Here is a 25,619-nt window from a genome sequence, read left to right on the forward strand (position 1 = left end):
GGAACGTGGGGCAGTTGTTGGCACCGTGGATCGTGAAGGTAATCGATGGATATCCTCCAAGAGTTTATAAAAACGACCGGCTTCTGGTCGCTCGGACCCGGCAACGTGGTCATGATCGTGATCGGGATTGTGTTCATCGCGCTGGCGATCACAAAGGATTACGAGCCGTTGTTGCTGGTCCCGATCGGCATGGGGGCGATCGTCGGCAACATCCCGTTGATCGAAGGCATGTCGTTGAGTGTTTACGACATGCATCGGTGGGTGATTGAAGACGGACAAGTCAATTATCAGCCAGGCAGTGTGCTGAGCTATTTGTATTTTGGGGTCAGTTGGGGTATCTACCCGCCGTTGGTCTTTTTGGGCATCGGCGCGATGACGGATTTCTCCACGATGCTTTCCAATCCGAAGCTCGTTCTGCTGGGAGCGGCGGCGCAGGTCGGCGTCTTTCTGACGTTCCTCGGCGCCATTTGGCTCGGGTTCGATCTGAAGCAATCCGGTGCGATCGGGATCATCGGCGGTGCCGACGGGCCGACCGCGATCTTTCTCTCGTCCAAGCTCGCTCCCGAATTGCTCGGCGCGATCGCGATCGCCGCCTATTCCTACATGGCGTTGGTCCCGGTGATCCAGCCGCCGATCATGCGATTGCTGACCACGCATGACGAGCGACTGATCCGGATGAAGCCGCCGCGCAAGGTCTCGCGTCGCGAAAAGATGATCTTTCCTGTCGCGGCGTTTCTGATTTGCACCCTGGTCGCACCCGGAGCGATGGTGCTGTTGGGGATGCTGTTCTTCGGCAACCTGTTGAAAGAGAGCATGGTGACTGAGCGTTTGGCCAACACGGCGCGGACGGCGATGATCGATATCGTCACAGTCCTGCTCGGTTTTTCCGTCGGCGCCAGCACCGAAGCGAGCACGTTTCTGACGCGACAGTCCCTGTTGATTTTTGGGCTCGGTGCGTTGGCGTTCGCGATCGCCACCGCCGGTGGCGTCTTGTTTGCCAAGTTCATGAATCTGTTCTTGAAAGAAAAAATTAACCCGTTGATTGGAGCCGCCGGTGTCTCCGCGGTCCCCGATTCGGCCCGCGTGGTGCAGATGGTGGGGCAGCAAGAAGACCCGCACAATTTTTTGTTGATGCATGCGATGGCACCCAACGTGGCCGGTGTGATCGGTTCGGCGATTGCCGCGGGTGTGTTGTGGGCTGTGCTCACGTAGCGGGGCCCAAGGTTACGTAGCTGTTTGTAAGAGCGTGTTTTGATAACGAGGAAAACGACGTGTCGAAAAAGAAAGTCAACTTCATGTGCACCGCATTCCGTGACGGATTTCAATCCGTGTTCGGCGCCCGCGTGTTCACCAAAGATTTTCTTCCGGCAGTGGAAGCGGCGCGTGATGCGGGAATCAGCTGGTTCGAAGCCGGGGGCGGGGCACGGTTTCAGTCACTGTATTTCTACTGCAATGAAAACGCGTTCGATATGATGGACGCGTTTCGCGAAACCGCCGGGCCGGATGCGAATCTGCAAACGCTGGCCCGGGGCGTCAACGTCGTCGGTCTGGATTCACAGTCCAGCGACATCGTCAAACTTCATGCCGAGATGTTCAAGAAACATGGCATGACCACGATCCGCAACTTCGACGCGCTCAACGATGTCAACAACCTGATCTACAGTGGCCAGTGCATCGTCGATGCGGGACTGAAACACCAGGTTTGTGTGACGTTGATGGAACTGCCGCCGGGCTGCGTGGGCGCCCACGACGCCGCCTTCTACGCCCGCACCCTGCAACAGATCCTCGACGCCGACATCCCCTTCGATGCCGTCTGCTTCAAAGACGCCTCGGGAACGGCGGTGCCTTCGAAAGTCTACGAGACGATTAAGGCGGCGCGGCGGATGCTGCCCGAAGGAACCTTCATCCATTTCCACACGCACGAAACCGCCGGCGTCAGCGTGTTGGCCAACAAGGCCGCACTCGACGCGGGGGCCGATGCGATCGACTTGTCCATGGCACCGTGTTCGGGAGGAACCTGTCAGCCGGACATTTTGGTGATGTGGCACGCGCTCCGCGGTAGCGATTACGAACTGGACGTCGACGTCGAAAAAGTCCGTGAGGCGGAAGAGGTCTTCAAGGACTGCATGCGCGATTACTTTCTGCCGCCCGAGGCGACCGCCGTCGAACCTTTGATTCCCTGGAGCCCGATGCCCGGTGGCGCGTTGACCGCCAACACCCAGATGCTGCGTGACAACGGCATCATGGAAAAGTATCCCGAGATCATCATGGCGATGAGCGACGTCGTCCGCAAAGGTGGCTACGGTACGTCGGTAACGCCGGTGTCGCAGTTTTACTTTCAACAGGCGTTCAACAACGTGATGTTCGGCCCCTGGAAAAAGATTGCCGAACCGTACGGAAAGATGGTGCTCGGTTATTTCGGCAAAACGCCGGTCGAGCCCGATGCCGAGGTGGTTCACTTGGCCGCCGAACAGCTCAAGTTGGAACCGACGACGCGACCGGTCTTGGAGATCAACGATGCCGACCCCACCAAAGGCGTCGCCGCGGCGAAGGCAGTCTTGGAAAAGGAAGGGTTGCCGGTGACCGATGAGAACATCTTTATCGCCTCGACGTGCAAAGAGAAAGGCATCAAGTTTCTCAAGGGCGAAGCCGAAGTGGGCGTGCGGAAGATCGATCAAGCGGCTGAGGCTGCCAAGTCCGCCGAAGCCGCACAGGTGACCGGCAAGCCCCAGACAGGACCCGCCGAGTACACGGTCACCGTCAACGGCGAAGACATCATGATGGCGTTCGAGGGTGATGTCGTCACCGTCGGTGGCCGAGTGTATCGGGTGGCGATTCGCCCCGAAGATTCCGCGGCGCCGACACCGCAAGTGAGCGGAAGCAGCGGTGCGTCCACGGAGATCAAATCACAAATGCCCGGGGCCGTGTTCAAGCAATTGGTCCAGCCGGGCGATCACGTCCACTCCGGTGATCCGATTCTGATCTTGGAAGCGATGAAGATGGAAATGGAAATCAATTCCACTGTCGATGGAACGGTCGACGAAGTCCGCGTCGCGGTCGGCGACCACGTCACCACGGGACAAGTTCTGGCAACGATCAAGTAGCAGATTACTGAGTAGAATTCAAAGCCACGGTCCCGGCTTCGGAATAGACTAGGCGTCAAAATGGATCAACGTGTCGGGTGGGCCGTGACAACGCACTGGTACAATTCGTTTTGATTTAATGGAAAAGAAATATGCGTGGGCGATGATCGCGATCGTCGCTGTGGCGGTTATTGGATGGAGCCTCTCCGCCCTGCGACTCGGGGCGGATCGGGAAGAGCATGCAACGCCTGGTCCGGGTACCGACCCATCGCCTGCTTCGGCGATTGAACCGGCCACGTTGGTCGCCGCCCGCCCCGTCGTCGACCGCCGCGGGGGATACATCGGATCGGAGTCTTGCGAGAAATGCCACCAGGATTACCACCAATCGTGGCACGAATCGTATCACCGCACGATGACCCAACCGGTCACCTCGGAAACCGCGCCGGCGGCGATCAACAATCAAAGCGTGGTGGTCCAAGGGCGAACGTACCGGTTCCATCGTCACAACGACGAGTTCTCCGTCGAACTGGACGACCCGGTCGCGAACGGCAAACGCATGACGCGTCGTTTGGTGCTGATGACGGGGTCTCATCACATGCACATTTTTTGGTACGAATCCGGGATCGATAAAACACCCGCGCAGTTGCCGATCTTGTTCCTGATCGATCAACAGCGATGGATCCCTCGGCAGAGTGCGTTTCTACGACCACCGAACATGGAAAAGGGGCATGAGTTGGGACGCTGGAACGAAACGTGTTGTCAATGTCATTCGACCCATCCCCGCACTCGTCCGGATCCCGACGGGTCGACCTGGGACACGCGGGTGAGTGATTTTGGGATCACGTGCGAAGCCTGCCATGGGCCGGGCGAACCACACGTTGCCTTTCATCAATCCGATTCCGTCGATTCCAAGCCGGCGGCCGATCCGATCGTCAATCCGTTGGACTTGCCCTCGGAGACTCGATCCGACATGTGCGGCCAATGTCATGGCATCATGATGGTCAACATCGATAATGCCGCCGATCAGGAGGAATTCTTTCGCCTAGGCCGTCGATTCCGCCCCGGCGACAATCTGGGTGAGGCGTATTTTCTGAAACTTGTCCGTGGAAGCAAAGAGCATTGGGACAGCGAAACATTCGGCAAGTTCAACGCTATGCCGGGGAAATTTCACGGACACTTTTGGCCCGACGGAGAAGTTCGGGTGTCCGGCCGCGACTACACCGGAATGATCGAGTCGAGGTGCTTTCAGCAAGGGGAACTGTCGTGCATGTCGTGTCACACGATGCACCAACAGGATCTCGCGCTGCAATCCGAATGGAAGGACGACCAGTTGAAACCGGAAATGCGGGGCGACACCGCGTGCCTGCAATGTCATCCGAGTTACAAGGAGTTAGGGACGCAGCATACGCATCACCCGATCAATTCCGAAGGCAGCCGTTGCATGAATTGTCACATGCCGCACACCGTCTACGGGATTCTCAAAACCATTCGCTCGCACACGATTTCCAGTCCCTCGGTCGCCACCACCATCGACACCGGTCGCCCCAACGCCTGTAACCTTTGCCACCTGGACCATACGTTGGAGCAGACGGCGACTCATTTGGCCGCGTGGTATGGGCATGATAAACCGGAATTGGCGCCGATCGAACAGAACACCGCTGCTTCGCTGTTGTATTTTCTCGGTGGCGATGCGGCTCAACGGGTGTTGCAAGTCAACGCGTTCCAATGGCAACCCGCCCAGGAAGCATCGGGGACCGATTGGATGCGATTCTATCTGCTGATGGGCATGGAAGATCCCTACGATGCCATTCGATTGATTTCCGAACGCGGGTACCGTTCGCTTCCCAATCATCTCAGTAGCAGCGGATCATCGCTCGATTACGATTTCCTCGACGCGCCGCAAGTGCGTGGGGAGAAGCTCCGCGGCGAGTATCAAAAGGTTTTCCAGACCCGTCTGAAACCCAATGACGCATTGCTGATCGCCCCGGACGGCTTTCTAGACCGGGCACGATTTGGTTTTTTGACACAGCAACGTAACGGCCGACCGGTGTACCTGCAGGAGTGATGGTTGTTCTTGTGGCCGCCAATCATGTGCGGCTGGTCACGTTCGCGGGCGACGTGCAGCTGGCAAGACAGGTGATCGCACCGATCAGGACAAGCAGTGGACCAAGGCTGAGTGCCAGCGGTGGCATGGAAGCGACCGTTTGTAGCAGCAGCATCGCCAGTGTGAGCGCACAGCCCACGATGAATGCGAACACCGCGATCTTGGGGGGCCATTTCATTTCACTCTTTCCGGCACCCTCACGAGATAGAAAAATCGACATCATGCCGAGGACGATGCAATAGCTGTGCGCTAAACGTGTCAGACGCCGCGGCAGCGCGTTGTAGTCTCCCATGAAGTCGGGCGTCGGAAACGGACCTTCGAAGGCATACAGCCCGATGAACATGCCGGCCGACGTCGACGCGGCGATCAGGAACCAACCCCAGCGCTCCAGCGTGCCGCCATGCTTCATCGCAAGGATCAGGCCCGAGTACACGCCGGTCACGACGGCGGTCGCCGGCAAGGCCAGCAGGTATTTCAGGTGCATCGTGGTGAAGCAGGCGAGCGCGAGAATCAACGGCATACCGACCGCCCCGATCGCTAAGCTGACTCCACCCAGTCGCGCTTTGGCGTGATACGGGCCGGCGCGCCGGGCGACCCCGTAGTACAGCAGGGTCAATACCGACAACGCGATCGCGGCCACTCGAGCCAAACGCAACATCCGCAACCGGACGCCGTCTTCGCTGCCGAGCTGTTCCAAGACCCAAGCTTCGGGCAAAACGGGACGCAGACCGGCGATGAAATCCAACAGCATCCCGAAGCAGGCCACCGGCAGAATCATCCTGATCTGCTTTGCGTAGAGGCCCGACGGGCCGACCCACAACAGGAACGCGAACCCGCTGAAATTGACCAGACTGCCGGCAAGCACCAACCAGTGACACGCCGGCCACCACAGTCCGAGTGCGTACCCGGCGATGTAGCTGCCGGCGCCGATCGCGGTGAGTACCGCAGCGGTTGTGCGTGCCCGGCGATCGAATGCAGGCGTCGCCAGCAAATGCGCCATCGCCAGCTGCAGAAACGCCATCGCAATCACCACGCCGTGGGCGTGCCGGACGGCGAGGGGAATACCGCCGTCAGAACCGGCCGCAGTGGTCGCATCCAACAGCCATGGATCCAATGCCGCGGACAACGTCAATCCGATCAACAGCGTCGTCCATCCCAGCAGTCGATTCAGGTTGCCCGCCGCGACAAAGCCGTCGTCGTTGGGAGGTGTCATGGGTGAAACGCCCGCTGTTTGTGACGACGTGAATACAGGTAGTACTTGGCGAACTGCTTTCGCCGCCACTGGGTGAAGTCTTCACAGTAGAGTCGGTCCGCAAGCTCGTGAAAGCCCTGTTGGAGTTCGTCGACCGACATCGGCGTGGGGCGATAGTTCAAATCGAACAGCGTGCATCGTTCCCATGCACCGGGATACAGTAAGCGATTGTCTTTCTCCAAACGCTGGTAGAGTGGCGTGCCGGGGAACGGTGTCTGGTAGGTGATCTGGACGTCATACAGTTTGGCTTGCTCGGCAAAGTCGTACACGGCGTCAAAGATGTCGGTTCCCTGGCCGTCCAGCCCCAAGATGAAGCAGCCGTTGACGCGGATGCCGTTGCTTTGGATCCGTTCCACCGCTTCGATGTAGTTCGGCCATTGTCGGCGTTTCCAATCGTTCTTCAGTTCAATGCCTTTCAATCCCGGCAAGATCGGGCTTTCCAAACCGATCAGCACTTCGGCGCATCCGCTGTCGCGCATCATTCGCAACAGTTCTTCGTCTTCGTGCACCGACAGATCCGTTTCGGCGAACCACTTCACCCGCCGCCTTTTCAACTGTGGCAGCAACTCCTTCCAGTACGCGCGATGGATGAACGAATTGTCGTCGGCAAACTCGATAAAGGGCCTGGGCCAGAGTTCACAGATGCGGTCGATTTCGGCGAGCACTTTCGCGATGGGCTTTTGTTTGTAGCGTCGTGTCAGCAAAATGCTGGACGCGCAGAATTCGCAACACCTCGGACAGCCGCGACTGGTCTGAACCGTCAGCCGGTTGTACTTGGAGATGTCCAGTAATTCATACGCCGGCATCGGTGCGTCGGCGAGATCGAATTCGGCGACATCGAAGGAGCTGTAGCGGCGCCGCAACTGACCCGAGCGAGCGTCGTCAAGCACATCCCGCCACACCACTTCGCCTTCGCCGATCACCACCGCGTCACAATGCCCGAGCGCTTCGTCGGGCAGCGACGTCACGTGCAACCCGCCGAGCACGACAGGGATGCCGAGTTCACGGTATTGATCGGCCAGCGTGTAGGCCTCGGGCATCTGGGCGGTAAAGCTGGAGATGGCGACCAAGTCGAGAGCTTGTGGCAGCGGGTCGAGTTGCTTGAGGTCTTGCACCTCGAAGTACTCCACCGAATCCTGCGGGGGAATCATCGCGGCCAAGGTCAACAGGCCCAGGCTGGGCAACGATGCAATCGTTTCGCTGCGTTCGACGAAGCCGGGCAGCGTCAGCCCTTTGCGCAACAGTTCCTGGTCGCAGCAGCGAATACCGCTCATCGCAATCAAGCCGATTCTCATTTCGTCACTCTCACGTGCTGTGTTGAAGCCTACGGGCCCTGCGCTGGTCAAGACCTTGTCGATCGAGCGGTATTGGCCTCGCGCCAAACGGCTGATCCCATCTGCGATCTCATTTAATCAACAGGCTTTGACGATTTTTGATGCCCGGACATTGAGCTGACGCGAACCACTACGACGGTTCCAACAACGACTTCAGTTTTTGCAACGATTGCTGTCCCTTCTGCTGAGCGCCGGCGAGCAATTGGTCCAGACCTTCGGTTCCCGCGAGTTCTGCCGGGATCTCGGCTTCGACATCCACGGTCAGCTTGGTTCCGGTGCCTTCGGGTTCGGCGTTGTAAGTGAATTGGCTCTTGATGCCGCCCTCGGTGGCGAACGAGTAGCGGCGACCGGGGGCATAGTGAATGGTTTTGGCGGTTCCGGTGAACTCGTGGCCGAGCAAGTCCCATTTCCAATCCCAGCTCTTGGTGACCTGCCCCGGGTCGCCTTGAATGTTGGAAACGCCCTTGAGCGATTGCAGGTACTTCATGCGGTTGCGAAGGTCGGCAATGAAGCGGATTACATCCTCGGGGTCGCGATCGATTGCGACAGAGACCTGTAGATTCTGTTTGGACATTTCCTGTGCTCCTTAGAAAAGGGGATTTCGTCCGAACGAGTATTGCGCCGTTGGGGAACACGGCGGGCAACGTCGATTCTAACGCGCCCCGGTGTCAGAGAGCCCGTCGTTGGATCAGCACAGCGCCGCGATCAGGCAAATTTGCCGCGCGGTGGAACGCATGGGGATGGTCGATGGAATGGGGTAGGAAGATTCTGGGTAGGAAGATTGCGTCGCGGATTCAGGCGATCGGGTGTCGAGCCTGCCATTCGGGGCAACGGCGAAGAGGAGTGTTTCACGAAGTTGCTTGGCACGGGGAAGCGTCAGTGGTTGGAGCGTTTTTGGTAACCCGGCTTTCGATCGCTGCTGACGCAGTCGTGGTGAATGGCTTGCCCTTTGTTTGGAAACGAGTCGAGGGCATGTTGCAAAGTCCTTCGTGCCGATTGCTGCTCAGCATCCGCGTTGTCGATCGGCAACGGTTGTGTCTCCATCACGTCGCTGATGGTGTCGTACAGGTCGCCGTTGTCATAGAGCTTGTATTTCTTGTTGCGGGCGTAGCGGACTTCGTAATGGCTGCGAACTGCGGCTTCTACTACTCTTGCGCCTTGGAGATGTAGCGGCGTTGGTGGTCGATCAATTCGTTGAGTTCGTCCATGGTTTCGCAGGTGCATTGGAACGTGCACAGCAGCATCTCGTCGGTCGAGTTGTCGCCCCAGCGGACGGTGACCGGGGGCGAGTGGGGGTTGAGTGGATTGTTCGACGAATTGTCAAACCAGGCGTCGACAATCAGCTGCGTTCCTTCGGGAAGGATGACGGGTTTGGCAAACGAGTATTGTCCCTGCCAGTTGAAGTCCCAGTCTTTGATCCACAATAGCGGCTTGGTGCGGCCATCGGGTGACTTTGCCCAGACCTTCACTTCGCTGCCGAGCATGTGCATGTGGGGCACCAGATCCAACAGCATGGTCCTGACCGGCAACGTGTAGGCCGCTCGTTCGTGGTGGTGTGACTGGTCGGCGGGAATCTCGATGTCCTTGTTTCCCACCTGGAGTTCGACGACGAGTTGCCGGGCCGAACGGTGCGCGAAATAGAGTCCGATCTTCGAACGGTCCCGCTCGGTTTTTCCGGTGGTGACGTAATGGATTTCAGCGACGATGTCACTGCCCTTGGTCACCAACCGGCCCATCCCCCGGGGCAGCTTGCGTGGCGTCATGCCGGGGAACCAACTGGTCAGTGTGCCTTGAGATTCAAACTGGGGGCCGCCGAAGCCGCTGTACCCCGGTGCCGGATCGGCTTCGTCCAAACGTCGTCCGGCACGGCGGGTGTCCAGGTAAAAGCTGGCGTGATGAATCGCTTGCGGCGTGCCGGGATGAAAGTCGATGGCCGTGATCAGCCGGTCGTCGGTCAGTCGTGACGGGATCACAAAGTACTGTCGAATGTCGGGACCGCTGGCGGGAACGGTAAACGCTTCCTGCATCTCGAGAATCAAATCCGGCTCGCCGAGTTTCCAACCCTTGACGTGCTCGATGGGGACGGGCAAGTCGGCCGGATCGCCTTCGGGTTTGCCCGTTTCGACCCACACGTCGATCAGATCGATTTGATGATCGGTCAGCCGCATTTCGTCGCGAAGTCGGGTGAAGCCCGGTGCGGGTTTCCACGGTGGCATGTAACGGCTGCGGGTGACTTCGAGGATCTGGTTGGCATGGCTGCTGACATCGTCATACGTCAACAATGGAAACGGTGCCGATTGGTTTTCGCGATGACAGGACGAACAATTGGCCTGGATGATCGGCGCGATGTCGCGTGTGAACGTCACGCTGCCCTCGCGGGTCTTGTTGGGCGGTTCTTCCATCAGGCAGCCGATCGGTTTGGTCACCGGGACGTCGATCGGTGTGCCGTGGGCGGCTGAATTGACCGCGTTTTCGAGATAGGGGGTCCTGGCGGCTTCTTTCTTGCGGCCCAGTTTTACATAACGGTCATCGATCGCACCGCTGTAAATGACGCTGCCGTGGTCATCGAGCACAAAGACCTGTGGCGTATGTGTGGGGGAGAGCGCCAGACGCAACTCGCCGGATCCATCAAACAGAATTGGGAAACGAACCTTGTACGTTTCGCTATGGGCAATCGCATCGGCACGCGTCACCGACGGATCTGAAACCACGCCGTAAAACTCGATTCCGTCGCGGCGGTATTTGGTCGACAAGTCATTCAGCTGGGGCAGGTAGCTGTTGCTGATCGGGCACTGTGTCGACAAGAACGTGACGACGACCGCCTTGGTCGAGCTCCGTTCGCCAAGCCGACGCAGCCGTCCGGTCAGATCAACTCCCTTGAGTCGCTGAAGCGAGTGCCGTTCTCCAGCCCGGCTGGTGCTGCAATCGGGGTTGGCGAGCAGACACGCGATCGCAATCGTCGCGGCGACCGTCGCGAGAAACTGCGCGAATCCGATGGGGCCTTTCGTTGTGTGGACGATGGCTGGCATTCCGTTTGAAAAGTGTCCCGGCGAGTCATTTCGACGCGTCCGGTAAGAAGAGGGGGACCCGCACTATACGCTTTTCCCGGTGGCACTCGCAACAATTTTGTGTCCCGGGGGGGCAGACACGAACGCGGCCAGCCGTTTTGCATCGGATCGGGACGCGACAATGGATGGTTTCGGCCAACGGCCGTTTACATCCATAGCCTTGGGCATCGCCCAAGGTCCGCTGCATGATCAACGACTTAATAACCGCGCGACCTCCAAAACCTGAAGGAGAAGCGTGTCCAACGACGACAACATCGACACGCTGGAAGCCTGTCCCACGTCATGCCGCGGCGGAGTTGCGGTGGACGAGCGAGTAGACGCAGGGCACCAGGACGAGCGTCAGCAGGGTGCTGGCAATCATGCCACCCATCAGGGCTCGGGCCAACGGAATCATGGCCTCGTTGCCCGGGGCGAGCTGGAACGACAGGGGCAACATCGATGCAACCAGCGTCAGCGAGGTCATCAGGATCGGTCGCAAGCGGACGCCGGCTGCCGAAACCGCCGCGTCGTGGGGCGAGAGCCCTTCGGCGCGCCGGCGATTGGCAAACTCGACCAACAGAATCGAATTGTTGACCACGACGCCGATCATCATCAACGTCCCCATCAGCGATTGAATGTTGATCGTCGTGTTGGTCAAGAACAGCACCAGCAGCACGCCACCGATCCCTAGTGGCACGGCCAGCATGATGATCAGCGGATCGACAAAGGAGCGGAACTGCGCCATCAGCACCAGGTAGACCAACAGTGTGGCGACCGCCAGCCCGACACCCAACAGATTCATGCCGGAACGCATTTTTTCGACCGGCCCGCGGAGCGCGACGCCGACGCCGTTTTCGAATTCCATGTCGGCCAACGTCGCTTCGATGTCCGCGGCGACCGAACCGATGTCGCGGCCGGAGACGTTGACGTGGACGTCGTTGACGCGGGAGATGTTGTAGTGGGCGATCTCGCCGGGAATGTTGACCCGGTTGACCGTCGCCACGTTGGACAGTGGAATCGTGATCGGACCATTGGGCGTGTGGAGCGACAGCGGGATGTTGCGAATTTCGTCGAGGGATTCGAAGGTGTTGTTTTCGTACTGCACCCCCATGAAGAAATCGACGCCGGATTTGGGATCGATCCAAATGGTCGGCGCGTAGCCGACGCTGGATCCCAGCGCGGTCAACACCGTCTGTGCGACGTCCTCTTGGTCCAGCCCCAAGTACTTGGCCCTTGTGCGGTCGACTTGCACATCGAATTGCGGATAGTCGAGCGACTGCGCGATTTGAACATCTTCGGTCCCCGCGATCGGACGGATGGCTTGGACGATTCGTTCGGCGGCGTCGCGGCATTGTCCCAGCGTGCCCGCGGAGACTTGAACACTGATCGGAGTCGGCACGCCTTCGTTGAGCGCCATGTTGACGATGCCGCCGGAGACGAACAGGAATTCTTCCAGCGGATAGTCGGCGGCCAGTTTTTCACGTAGCTGGTTGATGTACGTGTTGGTGCTGGTCGATCGGCCGTCCTGTTTCAGGTTTACGATCAGGTAGGCGGTGTCGGGGCCGGAATTGGAACTGAGCACGGTCGAGAATCCGGCGCCTTTGCCGACCGGTAATCCGATGTTGGCGATCAGCGTCTCGATTTCGTTTTCGGGAATGACCTGCTTGATCGTGTCTTCGATTCGCGCGACCAGCTTTTCGGTTTCGATCAGCTCGGTTCCGGGCAGCGTTTTCAATCGCACTTCGAACGATCCCGAGTCGACGCTGGGGAACAGTTCGGTTCCGATGCGCGGCCACAGCAGGAATGTGGCACCGACGGCGACGACGATGACCAGCGCGCTGGCGGCGGGGGCTTTCATCGCGCCACCGAGCAATCGACCGTAGAGTCCCCTGGGCATCGCATCATCGCGGTCGGCGTCGTTGGTTGGTGCACCGACCTTTTCACGGATGAAGGTCGCGCAGAACGCGGGCACCACGGTCAGCGCCAAGATGTAGGACGCGCCGATGGTGAGCGTGGCAGCCAATGACAGCGGGGTGAACAGGTACTTGATCATCCCGGTCAAGAACACTGCGGGCAGAAACACGGCAAGTGTGGTGACGGTGCCCGCCAAGATCGCGCCGGAAACTTCCGCCGTCCCGTGGCGGGCGGCATCGAGTGCGGACTTGCCCATCCGTTGGTGGCGGATCACATTCTCGACGACGACGATTCCCGCATCGACGACTGTTCCAATTGCCAGCGCGAGTCCGCCCAGGGTCATCACGTTGATGGTTTGGCCGCTGAACGCGAACCCGAGTGCTCCGATCAGGACGGCAAACACAATGACCGCCACGATGATCACCGTCGGCAGCAAGCGGCGGAGGAAAACGAGAACGACGATCGCGACCAGCAGGGCGCCCAAGCCGATTTGCGTCTGCAAGTTGGCCATCGCTTTTCGAATGTAGCTGGACTGATCGGACACCAGCGTGACTTCGGTGGTCTCCGGGATGTCGCCACGTTCTTTCATCTTGGGGATTTCGCTGCCGATGCCTTCGTAGATTCGGTCGACCACGGCAATCGTGTTTTCGCCGGGTTCGCGAAGCAAGGGGCAGTAGACGCTGCGTTTTCCATTGACGCGGACGATGTTGTACTGCAATGCCGCATCATCGACGACGCGGCCGACATCGCGAATGAAGATGGGGCGGTCGTCGCGGACGACGATCGGAATCGCTTCGATCTCTTCGATCGTCGGCAACGTGTTGCGGGGATGGATCTGGTAGTCGGTGCCGCCCAGCCGCGCCGTTCCGGCGGCCAGCACGAGGTTCGACTTTTGCATCGCCTCGACCACATCGGTGGCACTGATGTGGTACGCCTGCAGTTTTGCCGGGTCGACGTAAACCATCATTTGGCGGAACTTGCCGCCGAAGGGGTGAGGGATTTGAACACCCTTGAGTCCACCCATCTTGTTCCGCACGGCGTAGTAACCGATTTGGTAGAGCTGGGATTCGCTCAGCCCTTCGCCGGAGATGGCCGCCAGCACGACCGGTAGGTTGGCCGGTTCACTGCGCAGGGTGAACGGCCATTCGATGCCCGGCGGCAGGTGAAACATGTCACTGGCTTCCAGGTTGACGATGTCGTTCATCGCCGAACTGGCATCGGCACCGGGTTGAAAGAACACCTTGATGACCGCGGCGCCGGGAACGGTGCGCGATTCCTGGTGTTCGATTTTTCCGGCCAGGGTGAGGGCGCGTTCGACGCGTGACGTGACGGACTTTTCCATGTCCATCGTCGGCAGCCCGGGATACGAAAAGAAACTGACGACGACCGGTTTCTTAAAGTCCGGCAGAATGTCGATCGTGATACCGGGGATGACGGCTACCCCGAGCACGCACAGGGCGATCGATCCGGCCAGCACGGCGAAGCGGTTTCGTAGTGAAAAATCAATCAATCCCATCAGGGGCTATCCGAATCTCAGGGGCAATTGCTGGTAGGTCAGGCTGTGCCTGACGGAGGTTTGTCACCGGTGGGAGAGGCTTTCAGTCTGTCGAGACTGAAATGGCAGGCGGGAAGCCTAACCCACGGTACGTGTGACCTAGTTGGTCAGGACCGTGACCTTTTGGCCGTCGGTGAAACGCTTCAGGTGCGCATCGATGACCCGTTGGCCGGGCAACAGACCCGAGCGGACTTGAATCGATTGGCCGTCATCGAGGCCGGTTTCGATGGACGCGACGGTGACGGTTTCGTCCTGGCCGACGACATAGACGTACGCTTTCCCTTCTTCGCTGAACCGGATCGCGCGGGCGGGCAGCAGGTTGGTTGCCACTTTGCCGGACAGGTTGATGGAAGCTTGGCCGAACATGCCGGGCAACAGCTTGCCGTCGGTGTTCTCCAATTCGACTTCGACGGTCATGGTCCGCGTGCTGCGATCCAGGCTTCCCGATCGCCGGGTGACGGCCGCCTTGATCGGGGGTTCGCCGGCGAAGGAAGGGAACGTCAACGTGACTTCGTCGCCCGGATTGATGCGGGCCGCGTCGGTTTCGGGGACGGGAATGCGGACCCGGACCTTGTCGACTTGGTTGATCACCAGGAGCGGCCGCGTCGAGGCTTGGTCGCTGGCCTTGCCGACCAGGTCGCCGGGTTCGACGTTGCGCTGCGAGACGATGCCAGCGATCGGCGCCCGAACGGTGGCGTAGTCGATCATCACATCCAATTCTTCCAGCTCACGCTCGGCGATCATCGTTTCGGCCCGGGCGGCTTCCAAGTCGGCTTCGGCGGCAGCCTTCTGTGCTTCGGTCACCGCGACGTTGGCTTTGGCCGAGTCGATCGCCGAGGCCACGGATTGTTTGGCGGCGCGCTCGCTATCGCGTTTCTTTCGCACTTCGTCCAGCATCCGGTCTTGCAGTGATCCGCGCTCGACCAGATCGCTGGTGCGCTGGAATTCCGACTCGGCGGCTGCGAGTGAAGCGTCTGCGCGACGCATCTCGCTTTCCGCCTCGACCAAGCTGGCCTGAGACGATCGGACTTGCGCATCGGCGAGGTTGACGCCGGCGGCGGCGCGTTTTTCATCGGCCTGTAATCGCGTGATCCGCGCCTGGATGACTTCACGCTGTTTCGACATCTCCGGAACGTCGATTTCGAGCAGCACCTGACCGGCTTGGACGACGTCACCGATGTCGACGTGAAGTTGGCTGACGAATCCCGATGCTTTGGGGCGAACTTCGGAGTAGTAAAGCGGATGAACGGTCGCGGGTTGCAGTGTCGTCGGTTGGATTTCCGCTTCGGTGACGGCGACGGTGCGAACCGCCACGACGCGATCACGATCAGCTGACTTGGCGACGGGCGGTGGCGGTAGACATCCGGCCAGCAACAGGGGGGCTGCTGCCAACGAGAGCCGAATGGGATTGCCACGGCAAAGGATCATCAATTGTTTGTCCATCATGCAAAGGGTGGGAAAATATCAGGATGACCGGTGTAACCGTCAGAGTTGCCGCCAGCGAATCACTTTCGGCGATACGACTGTGCATCATAGTTATCACAACAAGAGATTTCGCTTGGTGATGACGCGGTTTCCGATAAACCAGTTGTTGCAGTCGTTATTGCCGGAGCCGTCGTTTGCCGAAGCATCATCGGTAGGACCGCTGCGTTTGACGCGACGGCGACAATGGGATCGATGGACAATACCGATAGGCGGCAGGATGCCAAAGCGACTACTGACTCTAGGATTGATCGGCTGCGTGGGTTGTGCAACCGGCCCTGCGATGGTGAGCCACATCCCCGAGGCGCCGAGTGTCCCCCCCGCGGTCGAAGTGCCGCTGCAGCCGCCGACGGCCAACATCGATGTTGCCGACGCGCCGGCGGACAGCTTGACGCTGGTCGATTACATCGCCAACGAACCGTTCGTGGGCGAGTCGGAAGCGGTTGCCGAGCCGACCGGGTTTGCACCGCCCATCGATCAGGTCGACGCAGTGCCGGTCGGCGCTGTGCCGGTCGGCGCTGTGCCGGTCGGCGCTGTGCCGGTCGCCGCAGTGGCAGAACCATCGGTCGACTTGAACTTGCCGTCGGCGTTGGCGATGGTGGCCGGCCAACATCCGGTGGTCGGACTGGCGCGGTGGCGGGTCCAAGAGGCCTACGCCCGACTGGCCCAGGCCGAGGCGATGTGGTTGCCGTCGATTCAAGCCGGGTTTGGTTTTCATCGTCACGACGGCAACTACCAAGCCAGCGACGGTTCGGTCGTCGACGTCAATCGCAACTCCTTTCAATACGGCTTGGGAACCGGCGCGACCGGGGCGGGGACGACTCCCAACCCGGGGCTGGTGGCGCAATTTCATCTGGCCGACGCGATCTTTCAGCCGAAGGTGGCCGAGGCGACCGCTTGGGCCAGCGGACACGCGGCCAACGCGACCGAGAACCTGCAGCTGCTGACGGTCGCGCTGGCCTACATCGATCTGGTGAGTGCACATCAGGACGTCAGCATCTTAGAAGCCTCCATGACGCGGACGGCGGAATTGGCCAAGCTGACCGGCGATTTTGCCGAAGCCGGCCAGGGGCTCAAGGCCGACGCCGATCGGATGCAAACCGAGTTGGCATTGATGGAAAACCGTTTGATCGCCGCCCAGGAACAAACCGCCGTCGCCTCGGCTCGGTTGGCTCAAGCGATCAGTCTGCGTGGCCAGCCGCGGATCACACCGATGGACGTCACGGTGGTTCCGCTCGAGCTGGTGTCCGTCGACGTCGACAAGGCTTCGTTGATCGGGACCGGGCTTGCGATGCGTCCCGAGTTGAAGGAGTCGCAGGCGCTGGTCGCGGCCGCCTGCCAGGCCTACAACCGCGAAAAGTACGCACCCTTCGTGCCCAGCGTGCTGTTGGGATTCAGCACCGGCGGATTCGGCGGCGGGCTGGGCAACGAACTCGACGATGTCAGCGGGCGATACGACCTCGATGCCGTGATGTCGTGGCAGGTCCGCAACTTGGGGCTGGGCGAAAAAGCGGCGCGGCGGGAGCAATCGGCGCGCGTCCAGCAAGCCAAGTTCGAGCGGATCCGCGTGATGGACCAGGTCGCCCGCGAGATCAGCGAAGGCTACGCCCGGGTGCAGTCGCGCCACCGCCAAATCGCTGCGACCGAGCGGGCGATCGAGTTCGCGCTGGATTCTTACGATCGCAATCTCAAGCGGATCCGCGACGGCGAAGGGTTGCCGCTGGAAGTGCTGCAGTCGCTGCAGGCATTGGAAACCGCCAGCCGCGAGTACCTGCGAGCGGTCGTCGACCACAACCGGGCGCAGTTTGAGTTGCAGTGGGCCCAAGGCTGGCCCGTGCAGGCAGTTAGCAGTTAGCAGTTAGCAGTTAGCAGTTAGCAGTTAGCAGTTAGCAGTTAGCAGTTAGCAACCTGAAACTTGAAACTTGAAACTTGAAACTTGAAACTTGAAACTTGAAACTTGAAACTTGAAACTTGAAACTTGAAACTTGAAACTTGAAACTTGAAACTTGAAACTTGAAACTCTCAAGCCCCCGGCGACCAACCCGGTCGCGGGCTGGGGTGAATCAGCGGCGGCTGGTCACCGGCAAGTTTTCGGATTCGCTCGGCCATTTCGGCGACTGATTCGGGATCCGACAAGGGATCGATGGTGACTCGGAAGCAGACGGTTTGTTCGGGTTGAATTTCGACGACCCGATCATGCGAGGCTTCGAAGGAACGTTGGTTGGGAAAGTTGGTGGCCGGTTCCAGTCCGGTGACATAGCCGTCGGCGGGATCGGCCGTGTTTTTCCAAAGGACAAACCGCGGCAAGGTCTTGGTGCCGTAGGTGACCGCGAGTGCTTGGGAGGCATCGGCGTTTTGCAGCATCACCGAGGTCAAGTTGGCGGCATCGCTGCGGAGCTTGGCAAAATAGACGCGCTCGGCGTAACCGACTTGCGGCTCGCCAAACTCGTTGAACGATTCGATTTCGCCGGCCGACAGTTTGTCTTTGGGGGCCAGTTCTTCGATCGGCAGGATCAATTTCGAGCCGTCTTCCAGGACGGGTTGGCCGACGTTGATGTGATACAACATTTGCACGGTTGCCGGCGTCGAACGCTCGTTGGTCACGTCGTCAAAGATCTGGACCGCTGCACTGCCGGCGTGGACGCGGATACGGCTGTTGAGCCGAAGATTGGTGAAGAACAGCCGGCTCTCGCGGAGATCGCCGATCAATTCCAGGCGCCCGGAGACTTCGTCGAATTCGATCTGCAATCCGTCGGCGGGCAGATTGGCGATGCGTCCGTGCAGCGGATAGGCCAGTTTCCCGCTGTCGTCGTGCTCGGGGGCTCCGTTGCTTTCCAGCCCGCAGCGGACCACCAGTTCGTCGAACCCTTCCAGCCAGCCGAGTCCGCTGGGGTCGTGGATCGGGACCAGGGACGGGTGGACGGGGCCATCGACGGGGGAGTGCCAGCCGAAGCGACCGGAGTCGGATTCGATGCTCCAAATCGCCATCCCGCGTGTGGGGAGCACGTTGACGACGACGGCGCCGGTGTCGATCCGCACGATTTCGACCCCGTCGGCACGACCGCCGACGAATCGCCCGTGCCGCGTTTGGATTTTTCCCTTGGGCGATTCAATGGCGACCGAAAGCGGCGATTGATCGTTCCAAACCACACTTTTGAGCCGATCGTCGATCGATCGAGCCGTCTTCGTTTTTACCATCAGAATTCCTTAATCTGTCTCCGCGGACGAATTGCCGCAGCCTGATCGCCGCGTGGCCGATCCCGCGCGGCGATTCGTTTCAGCCGATAGAATGACACGAATGGCATGGCGGTTTCTGCTCCGATTGGGGCAGGTCTGCATTCTTGTCGCACAGTGCTCCAATCAATACAACATGCGGGCAGACTTTCCGCCACAATAGCCCCAAAAATCTCCAACCCTTCCAACCATAAATTCATCCATGACGAATGTGAAGCTCGACGACGGACTTATCCGAGGCGACTCGGTCACCTCGATTTTGGACTCCGCCATGGACGCTGGCGGCGGATTGTTGCGTTTGACCCCGACCTGGGTCCCGCGGTCGTTCCTGCACCCGGGGCGTCGCATCAAGTTGCATCCGGGGGACTATTACCGGTTCGGGGCCGACCGGGGTGGGATCGATGAACGCTGGTTCGGCAGCACCACCGACGCGGCCAACGACGGTCGCGTGTGGCACGAAGGCCAGAGTTTTTGCCTGTTCGAGGGCAAAAAATTCATGCTCAAAGAAGCCATCGCCGAACGGGGCAACGACATCGTCGGCGAAGCGATTTTTGGGAAATACAACCGCTGGCCCGTTTACAGCAAATTCTTTGACAACATGGGGCCGATCCCTCACCACATGCACCAGTCCTTCGAGGACGCGGCGCTGGTCGGACAAGAGGGGAAACCGGAAAGCTACTACTTCCCCCCACAGCTCAACAACGTCGACAACAACTTCGCTTACACCTTCATGGGATTGGAACCGGGGACCAAGCCGGAAGACGTCCGCCGCTGTCTGGAAAATTGGAACGAAGGCGACAACGGGATTCTGGACCTGAGCCGCGCCTACCGATTGAAGCGGGGGACCGGTTGGTTGATCCCGCCGGGCGTTCTGCACGCACCCGGATCGTTGTGCACCTATGAACCGCAGTGGGGCAGCGACGTGTTCGGGATGTACCAGTCGATCGTCGAAGGACGCTACGTGCCCTGGGAATTGCTGGTCAAGGACATGCCCGAAGAGAAGCACCAAGACCTGGATTTCATCGTCGGCCAGCTCGACTGGGACAAAAATGTTGACACTCACTTTAAAGAGAGCAACTACTTGGAGCCGATCGTGGACGAGAACCGCAGCGGCGACGGCTTCGTCGACAAGTGGATCGTTTACGGCACCGTCGACGGCCAGCAGTTGTTCAGCGCCAAAGAGTTGACGGTCGCGCCCGGGGCCAAGTGCACGCTTAAAGATCCTGGTGCGAGCAGCTGGATCACGGTGCAAGGTCGTGGGCGAATGGGAGCCTTGGACCTGCAGACGCCGGCCATGATTCGTTTCGGTGAAAACACGTCCGATGAAGTCTTTATCTCGCACGTCGCCGCAACCGGTGGTGTGGAGATCGAAAACCTGGGCACCGAACCGTTAGTCGGACTGCGTTACTTCGGCCCCAACACGCATAGCGACCTGCCCAAAGGCGGCTCTTGATTCCACTTCCTGCTCTTGATGGCCCGCGCGGCAACGCTTGGGCCATCATCCCCATTGCGATCGAATAGAATCGCAGCCTGATAGCGATCGAATAGAATTGCAGCCAGCGCGACGGCTGCGAATCCCAAAATCGAACTCCTGAATCGACCCTCATCCCCCGAATTCGAAAAACACGATGAAACTTCACAACGCGATGTGGCCCGGACTGGTTGGCAAAGGCGACGGCCCCGACCAAGAACCGCCGATCAGTTTGGAACACATGCTTGACCTGACGGCCGCGGCCGAAGTGAACGGGCGAAAGTTTGACGGTATCGATTACTTTCTGTTCCTGCCGCACACCGATCCGGAAGCCAGCGACGACGACCTGCGGAAGATCGCCGACCTGATCCAGTCCAAGGGGTTTAGCGTCGGATCGCTGGTCGCACCGGTCTGGCCGGGCACGATCGGTGATTCGGCGATGGGCGACAAGGAACAGACCGACAAGTTCCTTTCGGCGGTCAAAATGGCTTGCCGCGTCGCCGGAATTTTTAACGAGCACGGCGTCCGCCAGTACGGCGTGATCCGAATCGACAGCGCCGAATTCGGCGTCGAAAAGTGGCGAGAAGATCCGCAGGCCAACACCAGCAAGATCGCCAACACGTTCCGCGAGGCCGCCAAGATCGCCGCCGACCACGGCGAACGGCTGGCTGCCGAAGGCGAAATCTGTTGGGCCGGCATGCACAGCTGGAAAGACATGCTGGACCTGTTGGAAGCCGTCGGGATGCCCGAAACGCTTGGTTTCCAAGCCGACTTGGCCCACACGTATTTGTATCTGATGGGTTACAACGCCCCCGAGCACGCGCTGCTGCACGACGGGTACAGCGACGAAGAGCTTTATGCCGCTTACGAGAAGATGACCGACAAGCTGCGGCCCTGGACGATCGATTTTCACGTCGCCCAAAACGATGGAGAAGTCCACGGCGCCGGCGACCACGACAAGACCGGCAAACACTGCCGCGCCGATGACCCCAACGGTAAGTTGGACATCGTCAAGTGCGCCGGATACTGGCTCAAAGACGCCGAGCAACGCGGCATCAAACACATCTGCTGGGACGGTTGCATGTTCCCCAACGAAACGCTGGAACAGCCCGGAACGTGGAACACGATCCTTGAAACCATGATCAAAGTCGACGAGTCGCTGAAGTAACGCAGCGGCAATCGGGCAACCGCTGTGCCCATTGCACTGATGATAACACCGCTTTCCATTCCTTCACAACGCAACAACCAACTATGAAACCTCTCAATATCGGCATGGTCGGCTACGGATTCATGGGCCGCACCCACAGCAACGGGTACTGCCAAGCCAACCACTTCTTTGATCTCGAGTACAAGCCTGTCTTGAAAGCGGTCTGTGCGCGAAACAAGGACAAGGCCCAAGCGTTTGCCGACCAATGGGGTTATGAGTCGATCGAGACGGATTGGCGCGAGATGCTCAAACGTGACGATATCGATGCGATCGACGTCTGCACGCCGAACAACCTGCACAAAGAAATCTCGATCGCTGCCGCCGAAGCCGGCAAGATGGTGTTGTGCGAAAAGCCGATCGCGATGAACGTCGCCGAAGGCGAAGAGATGTGCGATGCGGTCGAGAAGGCCGGTGTCGCCAACATGGTTTGGTACAACTATCGACGCGTCCCCGCCGTGTCGCTGGCCAAGCAGCTGATCGATGAAGGTCGATTGGGACGGATCTTTCACTACCGCGCAAACTTCCTGCAAGACTGGACGATCAATGCGGACGTTCCCCAAGGCGGTGCGGCCACATGGCGACTCGATGCCGAAGCCGCCGGCAGCGGCGTGACCGGTGACCTGCTGGCCCACTGCATCGATACCGCCCTCTGGCTCAACGGCGGCATCACCGACGTTTCCGCCGTCGCCGAAACGTTCATCAAAGAACGAACGCACGCCGAGACCGGTGCCAAGCAAGCCGTCAAGATCGACGACGCCTGCACGTTCCATTGCCATTTCAACAACGGATCGTTGGGGCTGTTCGAATCGACCCGCTACGCACGCGGCCACAAGGCGCTGTACACGTTGGAAATCAATGGCGAACACGCTTCGATCCGGTGGGATCTGCACGACCTGCATCGCTTGGAGTATTTCGATCACAGCGATGATTCGATCGTCCGCGGTTGGAGAAGCGTTCACGTCAGCGACGGCGATCAGCCCTACATGGGCAACTGGTGGGTGCCGGGATTGAACATCGGCTACGAACACACCTTCATTCACCAAGTCGCCGACTTCCTGAAATCGCTGGAAACCGGTGAACCGATTGAACCGAGTTTCCGCACGGCTCTGGAGACGCAAAAGGTTTGCGATGCCGTCCTCGCCAGCGCCCACGAGCGAGCCTGGAAAACGATTTAGTCGTTCGACTTCGTAGGGCATGCTGTGCATGCCAATCGTCACGCCCAGCGTGACGTACGCGCTAGGCACGCTGTCCGCCACGGACCCAACCGAGCGTCGCCAAGGTAAACGTGGCCAGGGCGACGCCGAGGTATCCGAGGGTCCAGCCGAGCGATCGTGATTCGGCCCAGGCGTACCAGGCACCCAGTGTGGCCATGGCGATGATTGCAACGGCCACGATCAGTAGCATCGGGGACCTGGATCCCGTCACCGCCGAACGCAGCAGGTAGGCGACCGCGACGGCAACGACGACAAGAAAGACTGCGAGGGTGGCACCCATGTTGGAACTCGTCCGGCAGGTGGTGATGGTCAGTGCTTCATCAGAGCCCGCCGAACGCCTTTGATTCGGAAGTTCCTGTGGTTCGGCCGCGATTGTCCGAGTTTTGTGGGGCATGCGGTGCATGCTCGACGTGTCGCGCCGCGTGACCTACGTCAATCCCGCCAGTTCGGTGGCGCGGCGGACGCGAGTGATCCCGATCATGTAGGCGGCCGTGCGAAGGGAGATGTCCTGTTCGTGTGCGTTCTGCCAGACGTGTTCAAAGGCTTCCGAGAGCGTTCGATCCAGTTCTTGGCGGACGCGGTCCAAGGTCCAGCGATAGTGTTGTCGGTTCTGGACCCATTCGAAATAGCTGACCGTCACACCGCCGGCGTTGGCCAGAATGTCGGGCAGGATGGTGACGCCGTGGTCATGCAGGATCTTGTCGGCATCGGGATCGACCGGGCCATTGGCGGCTTCGATGATCGCTTTGGCCGAGATCTTCTTGGCGTTCTTTTCGGTGATCACTCCGCCGAGCGCCGCGGGAATCAGGATATCGACGTTTGGCAGGGTCAGCAGCGCATCGGTCGGTAAGACGTCGCATTCCTTGAACCCTTCCAGCAGCCCGTATGGATGTTGTAGTTTGTGATGAAGTGCGGCGGCGATATCCAACCCTTCTTTGCGGTAGTACGTCCCGGTGATGTCACTGATCGCGATGACGGGGAATTGTGCTTCGGACAAGAACTTTGCCGCATGGGATCCGACGTTCCCAAAGCCCTGGATGGCGATGCTGGTTGCTTCGGGTTTCATGCCGAGTCGTTTGGTCAGCTTGACCGTCAACGTGCCCACGCCGCGGCCGGTCGCTTCTTCGCGGCCCTTGGCACCGTATTCTTCGACGGGTTTACCGGTGATCACGGCGGGATTGAACCCATGGTATTTTTCCCACTGGTTGCGAAACCAGGCCATCACGCGATGATCGGTGCCCATGTCGGGTGCGGGGATATCGGTGTCGGGGCCGACGATGTCGTGGATTTGGTCGACGAACACACGGGTCAGCCGTTCCAATTCGCGCGTCGACAGCGATCGCGGGTCCACGCCGATCCCGCCCTTGGCGCCTCCATAGGGAAGATTGACGACGGCGGTCTTCCACGTCATCAGACTCGCCAGCGATCGCGTCTCATCCAAGTTGACTTCGGGGTGATACCGCAAGCCGCCTTTCATCGGTCCGCGGCTGTTGTCGTGCTGGACGCGAAATCCGACAAAGGTCGCCAGCGAGCCGTCATCGCGTTCGATGGAAACCTGGACCCGGATTTCCCGTGACGCCATCAGCATCGCTTCGCGCGTCTGGGGGCTCAGATCAAGATGTTCGGCAGCGGTGTGAAAATATCGGCGAGTCGCCTCGAAAGCTCTCATCGTGATCGCCCGGATGGTGTGGTGAAGGGGATGCGCTTCAAGTGTAGCTTGGGGTGTGGCGTGCTGACGAGTCAGGCTGCGGCACGGCGGGTCTGCTTGCGGCGTTTTTCGTCGTGGCGGATCGCGATCACGCGCCGTTTGATGTCCACTTCGTGGGGAAGCCACTCGGACAGGCTACCGGTCTGGAAATATTCCTCGGCCAGTGCCCGGATCGACCGCGTCTGCACGTGTCGCCGGACTTGTGTTTTCCAAACCGCGATCGGGGCTCGCAGTGTCGCGCCGATCAATGCCCATCCGCAGCGGCATTCCGGGATCGGGTATCCGGTGTAGGATTCGGTTTCTTCGGCCGCCCGATCCAGGATCAGGCTGACCGCGGTGATCGCCAAAGAGAATAGTTCTGCCAGAGACGTGAGGGTGTGTTCGTCGATCCCCTGGCGGGGGTCTCGCACGCCTTCGTGGAAACGATAGTGTCGGATCAGCCGATCGCAGTGCCCGTGGGCGTGACGCGCCATGTGCATCATCAACGAGCCCAACCAACCCGGGTCGTCGGCAAGTTGAATGATGACGTTGATTTGATCGTCATGCCATTTCTGTCGGATGCGATCGTAAGCTTGATCGACACTCCATTCCAACGGACGGTGAATCAACGCCTCCCGCTCGGTGCTGATCGTGTGCAGGGGCTGGGCCATGTCGGTCACGTAGTGCGACAGCACCCCGGCCGCATGGGCCGCATCACGGAACCGTTCTGCGCGGAGGTATTTCTGCAGGCGGTTGTACCACTGGTGGGCCACGCGTGGAGCGCCGCCCCAATAGCCCTCGCGAACATGCAGAATGTGATTGTGGTAATCACGAAACCGCACGTCCGGGTCGATCGCACCGCGGAGAAACGATCGGTGGTAGTACAGCAGCCAAGCGGTGAACCGTTTCCCGGCATCGGAGCGGATCATCGGCAACGCGTCGATCGCGAAGCGCTGGTGCGTGCCTTGGCAGTGCGTTCGGCGAATGATCGCGTGCAATCGATTGGTCATGGCGTTGGCAAGCAGGATGCTTACC

Annotated in this window: 18 protein-coding genes; 7 read left to right on the forward strand and 11 right to left on the reverse strand. The window is 59.7% G+C overall.

Annotated features, from left to right (window positions below; translation table 11 throughout):
* Window positions 1-45 precede the first annotated feature (45 nt).
* The 3 genes from TBK1r_RS00395 (at window position 46) to TBK1r_RS00405 (ending at window position 5,148) form a co-directional block, all read left to right on the forward strand.
* On the forward strand, window positions 46-1,212 hold the full coding sequence (locus TBK1r_RS00395; protein WP_145207011.1) for a sodium ion-translocating decarboxylase subunit beta: 1,167 nt from the start codon (window positions 46-48) through the stop codon (window positions 1,210-1,212).
* 59 nt (window positions 1,213-1,271) lie between these two features.
* Window positions 1,272-3,104 carry a biotin/lipoyl-containing protein gene (locus tag TBK1r_RS00400; RefSeq protein WP_419580807.1) on the forward strand — a complete coding sequence of 611 codons (1,833 nt, stop codon included), beginning with the start codon at window positions 1,272-1,274 and terminating at the stop codon, window positions 3,102-3,104.
* Between the two features lie 118 nt (window positions 3,105-3,222).
* Entirely contained in the window at window positions 3,223-5,148 is a 1,926-nt protein-coding gene (locus TBK1r_RS00405) for a cytochrome c3 family protein (protein WP_145207012.1), read from the forward strand.
* Window positions 5,149-5,170: 22 nt separating this feature from the next.
* Here the strand turns inward: TBK1r_RS00405 and TBK1r_RS00410 are convergent, their stop codons facing one another.
* From TBK1r_RS00410 to TBK1r_RS00440, 7 genes are all read right to left on the reverse strand, one after another.
* Entirely contained in the window at window positions 5,171-6,400 is a 1,230-nt protein-coding gene (locus TBK1r_RS00410) for a hypothetical protein (protein WP_145207013.1), read from the reverse strand.
* Window positions 6,397-7,734 (reverse strand): B12-binding domain-containing radical SAM protein, encoded by a 1,338-nt coding sequence (locus TBK1r_RS00415; RefSeq protein ID WP_145207014.1) that lies wholly within the window; start codon window positions 7,732-7,734, stop codon window positions 6,397-6,399. The genes TBK1r_RS00410 and TBK1r_RS00415 overlap by 4 nt, the downstream gene beginning before the upstream one ends.
* Before the next feature lie 169 nt (window positions 7,735-7,903).
* Complete coding sequence (locus TBK1r_RS00420; RefSeq protein ID WP_145207015.1) at window positions 7,904-8,347, reverse strand: SRPBCC family protein; 444 nt, start codon at window positions 8,345-8,347, stop codon at window positions 7,904-7,906.
* 302 nt (window positions 8,348-8,649) lie between these two features.
* Window positions 8,650-8,997, reverse strand: a complete 348-nt coding sequence (locus TBK1r_RS00425; protein WP_145207016.1) for a hypothetical protein — start codon at window positions 8,995-8,997, stop codon at window positions 8,650-8,652.
* A complete protein-coding gene (locus TBK1r_RS00430; protein WP_145207017.1) occupies window positions 8,919-10,802 on the reverse strand; it encodes a redoxin family protein in 1,884 nt (627 codons plus the stop codon). Before TBK1r_RS00430 ends, TBK1r_RS00425 begins: the two co-directional genes overlap by 79 nt.
* Before the next feature lie 319 nt (window positions 10,803-11,121).
* Window positions 11,122-14,250: an efflux RND transporter permease subunit gene (locus TBK1r_RS00435; RefSeq protein WP_145207018.1), complete on the reverse strand. Its 3,129-nt coding sequence runs from the start codon at window positions 14,248-14,250 to the stop codon at window positions 11,122-11,124.
* Window positions 14,251-14,388: 138 nt separating this feature from the next.
* Window positions 14,389-15,735: an efflux RND transporter periplasmic adaptor subunit gene (locus TBK1r_RS00440; RefSeq protein ID WP_419580808.1), complete on the reverse strand. Its 1,347-nt coding sequence runs from the start codon at window positions 15,733-15,735 to the stop codon at window positions 14,389-14,391.
* Window positions 15,736-16,054: 319 nt separating this feature from the next.
* Here TBK1r_RS00440 and TBK1r_RS00445 point away from each other — a divergent pair, with 319 nt between their 5' ends.
* On the forward strand, window positions 16,055-17,626 hold the full coding sequence (locus tag TBK1r_RS00445; protein ID WP_419580809.1) for a TolC family protein: 1,572 nt from the start codon (window positions 16,055-16,057) through the stop codon (window positions 17,624-17,626).
* 167 nt (window positions 17,627-17,793) lie between these two features.
* Here the strand turns inward: TBK1r_RS00445 and TBK1r_RS00450 are convergent, their stop codons facing one another.
* Window positions 17,794-18,969, reverse strand: a complete 1,176-nt coding sequence (locus TBK1r_RS00450; protein ID WP_145207020.1) for an aldose 1-epimerase family protein — start codon at window positions 18,967-18,969, stop codon at window positions 17,794-17,796.
* Window positions 18,970-19,207: 238 nt separating this feature from the next.
* Here TBK1r_RS00450 and TBK1r_RS00455 point away from each other — a divergent pair, with 238 nt between their 5' ends.
* The 3 genes from TBK1r_RS00455 to TBK1r_RS00465 all read left to right on the forward strand — a co-directional run bounded on the left by TBK1r_RS00455 (window position 19,208) and on the right by TBK1r_RS00465 (window position 22,858).
* The gene (locus tag TBK1r_RS00455; RefSeq protein WP_145207021.1) at window positions 19,208-20,458 is read left to right on the forward strand and encodes a hypothetical protein; all 1,251 of its coding nucleotides are present in this window, start codon (window positions 19,208-19,210) and stop codon (window positions 20,456-20,458) included.
* Window positions 20,459-20,633: 175 nt separating this feature from the next.
* On the forward strand, window positions 20,634-21,644 hold the full coding sequence (locus TBK1r_RS00460; protein ID WP_419580810.1) for a sugar phosphate isomerase/epimerase family protein: 1,011 nt from the start codon (window positions 20,634-20,636) through the stop codon (window positions 21,642-21,644).
* 83 nt (window positions 21,645-21,727) lie between these two features.
* Window positions 21,728-22,858 (forward strand): Gfo/Idh/MocA family protein, encoded by a 1,131-nt coding sequence (locus TBK1r_RS00465; protein ID WP_145207022.1) that lies wholly within the window; start codon window positions 21,728-21,730, stop codon window positions 22,856-22,858.
* Window positions 22,859-22,919: 61 nt separating this feature from the next.
* On the opposite strand, the gene TBK1r_RS00470 is transcribed toward TBK1r_RS00465, so the two are convergent.
* The 3 genes from TBK1r_RS00470 to TBK1r_RS00480 form a co-directional block, all read right to left on the reverse strand.
* Complete coding sequence (locus TBK1r_RS00470) at window positions 22,920-23,177, reverse strand: hypothetical protein (protein ID WP_145207023.1); 258 nt, start codon at window positions 23,175-23,177, stop codon at window positions 22,920-22,922.
* A 147-nt stretch (window positions 23,178-23,324) separates the two neighbouring features.
* Complete coding sequence (locus tag TBK1r_RS00475; RefSeq protein WP_145207024.1) at window positions 23,325-24,566, reverse strand: Glu/Leu/Phe/Val family dehydrogenase; 1,242 nt, start codon at window positions 24,564-24,566, stop codon at window positions 23,325-23,327.
* A 71-nt stretch (window positions 24,567-24,637) separates the two neighbouring features.
* Window positions 24,638-25,594, reverse strand: a complete 957-nt coding sequence (locus TBK1r_RS00480) for a zinc dependent phospholipase C family protein (RefSeq protein ID WP_145207025.1) — start codon at window positions 25,592-25,594, stop codon at window positions 24,638-24,640.
* Between the last annotated feature and the right edge of the window lie 25 nt (window positions 25,595-25,619).

It is taken from the genome of Stieleria magnilauensis (assembly GCA_007753675.1).
GTDB classification, from domain to species: domain Bacteria; phylum Planctomycetota; class Planctomycetia; order Pirellulales; family Pirellulaceae; genus Stieleria; species Stieleria magnilauensis.

What these genes read in the sequence shown, in the direction of transcription:
- TBK1r_RS00420 (WP_145207015.1), bottom strand. Translation starts at nt 8,347, where the DNA reads ATGTCCAAACAGAATCTACAGGTCTCTGTCGCAATCGATCGCGACCCC.
- TBK1r_RS00415 (WP_145207014.1), bottom strand. Translation starts at nt 7,734, where the DNA reads ATGAGAATCGGCTTGATTGCGATGAGCGGTATTCGCTGCTGCGACCAG.
- TBK1r_RS00460 (WP_419580810.1), top strand. Translation starts at nt 20,634, where the DNA reads ATGAAACTTCACAACGCGATGTGGCCCGGACTGGTTGGCAAAGGCGAC.
- TBK1r_RS00470 (WP_145207023.1), bottom strand. Translation starts at nt 23,177, where the DNA reads ATGGGTGCCACCCTCGCAGTCTTTCTTGTCGTCGTTGCCGTCGCGGTC.
- TBK1r_RS00475 (WP_145207024.1), bottom strand. Translation starts at nt 24,566, where the DNA reads ATGAGAGCTTTCGAGGCGACTCGCCGATATTTTCACACCGCTGCCGAA.
- TBK1r_RS00450 (WP_145207020.1), bottom strand. Translation starts at nt 18,969, where the DNA reads ATGGTAAAAACGAAGACGGCTCGATCGATCGACGATCGGCTCAAAAGT.
- TBK1r_RS00455 (WP_145207021.1), top strand. Translation starts at nt 19,208, where the DNA reads ATGACGAATGTGAAGCTCGACGACGGACTTATCCGAGGCGACTCGGTC.
- TBK1r_RS00425 (WP_145207016.1), bottom strand. Translation starts at nt 8,997, where the DNA reads ATGCACCTGCGAAACCATGGACGAACTCAACGAATTGATCGACCACCA.
- TBK1r_RS00445 (WP_419580809.1), top strand. Translation starts at nt 16,055, where the DNA reads ATGGTGAGCCACATCCCCGAGGCGCCGAGTGTCCCCCCCGCGGTCGAA.
- TBK1r_RS00440 (WP_419580808.1), bottom strand. Translation starts at nt 15,735, where the DNA reads ATGATGGACAAACAATTGATGATCCTTTGCCGTGGCAATCCCATTCGG.
- TBK1r_RS00430 (WP_145207017.1), bottom strand. Translation starts at nt 10,802, where the DNA reads ATGCCAGCCATCGTCCACACAACGAAAGGCCCCATCGGATTCGCGCAG.
- TBK1r_RS00465 (WP_145207022.1), top strand. Translation starts at nt 21,728, where the DNA reads ATGAAACCTCTCAATATCGGCATGGTCGGCTACGGATTCATGGGCCGC.
- TBK1r_RS00435 (WP_145207018.1), bottom strand. Translation starts at nt 14,250, where the DNA reads ATGGGATTGATTGATTTTTCACTACGAAACCGCTTCGCCGTGCTGGCC.
- TBK1r_RS00395 (WP_145207011.1), top strand. Translation starts at nt 46, where the DNA reads ATGGATATCCTCCAAGAGTTTATAAAAACGACCGGCTTCTGGTCGCTC.
- TBK1r_RS00405 (WP_145207012.1), top strand. Translation starts at nt 3,223, where the DNA reads ATGGAAAAGAAATATGCGTGGGCGATGATCGCGATCGTCGCTGTGGCG.
- TBK1r_RS00410 (WP_145207013.1), bottom strand. Translation starts at nt 6,400, where the DNA reads ATGACACCTCCCAACGACGACGGCTTTGTCGCGGCGGGCAACCTGAAT.
- TBK1r_RS00480 (WP_145207025.1), bottom strand. Translation starts at nt 25,594, where the DNA reads ATGACCAATCGATTGCACGCGATCATTCGCCGAACGCACTGCCAAGGC.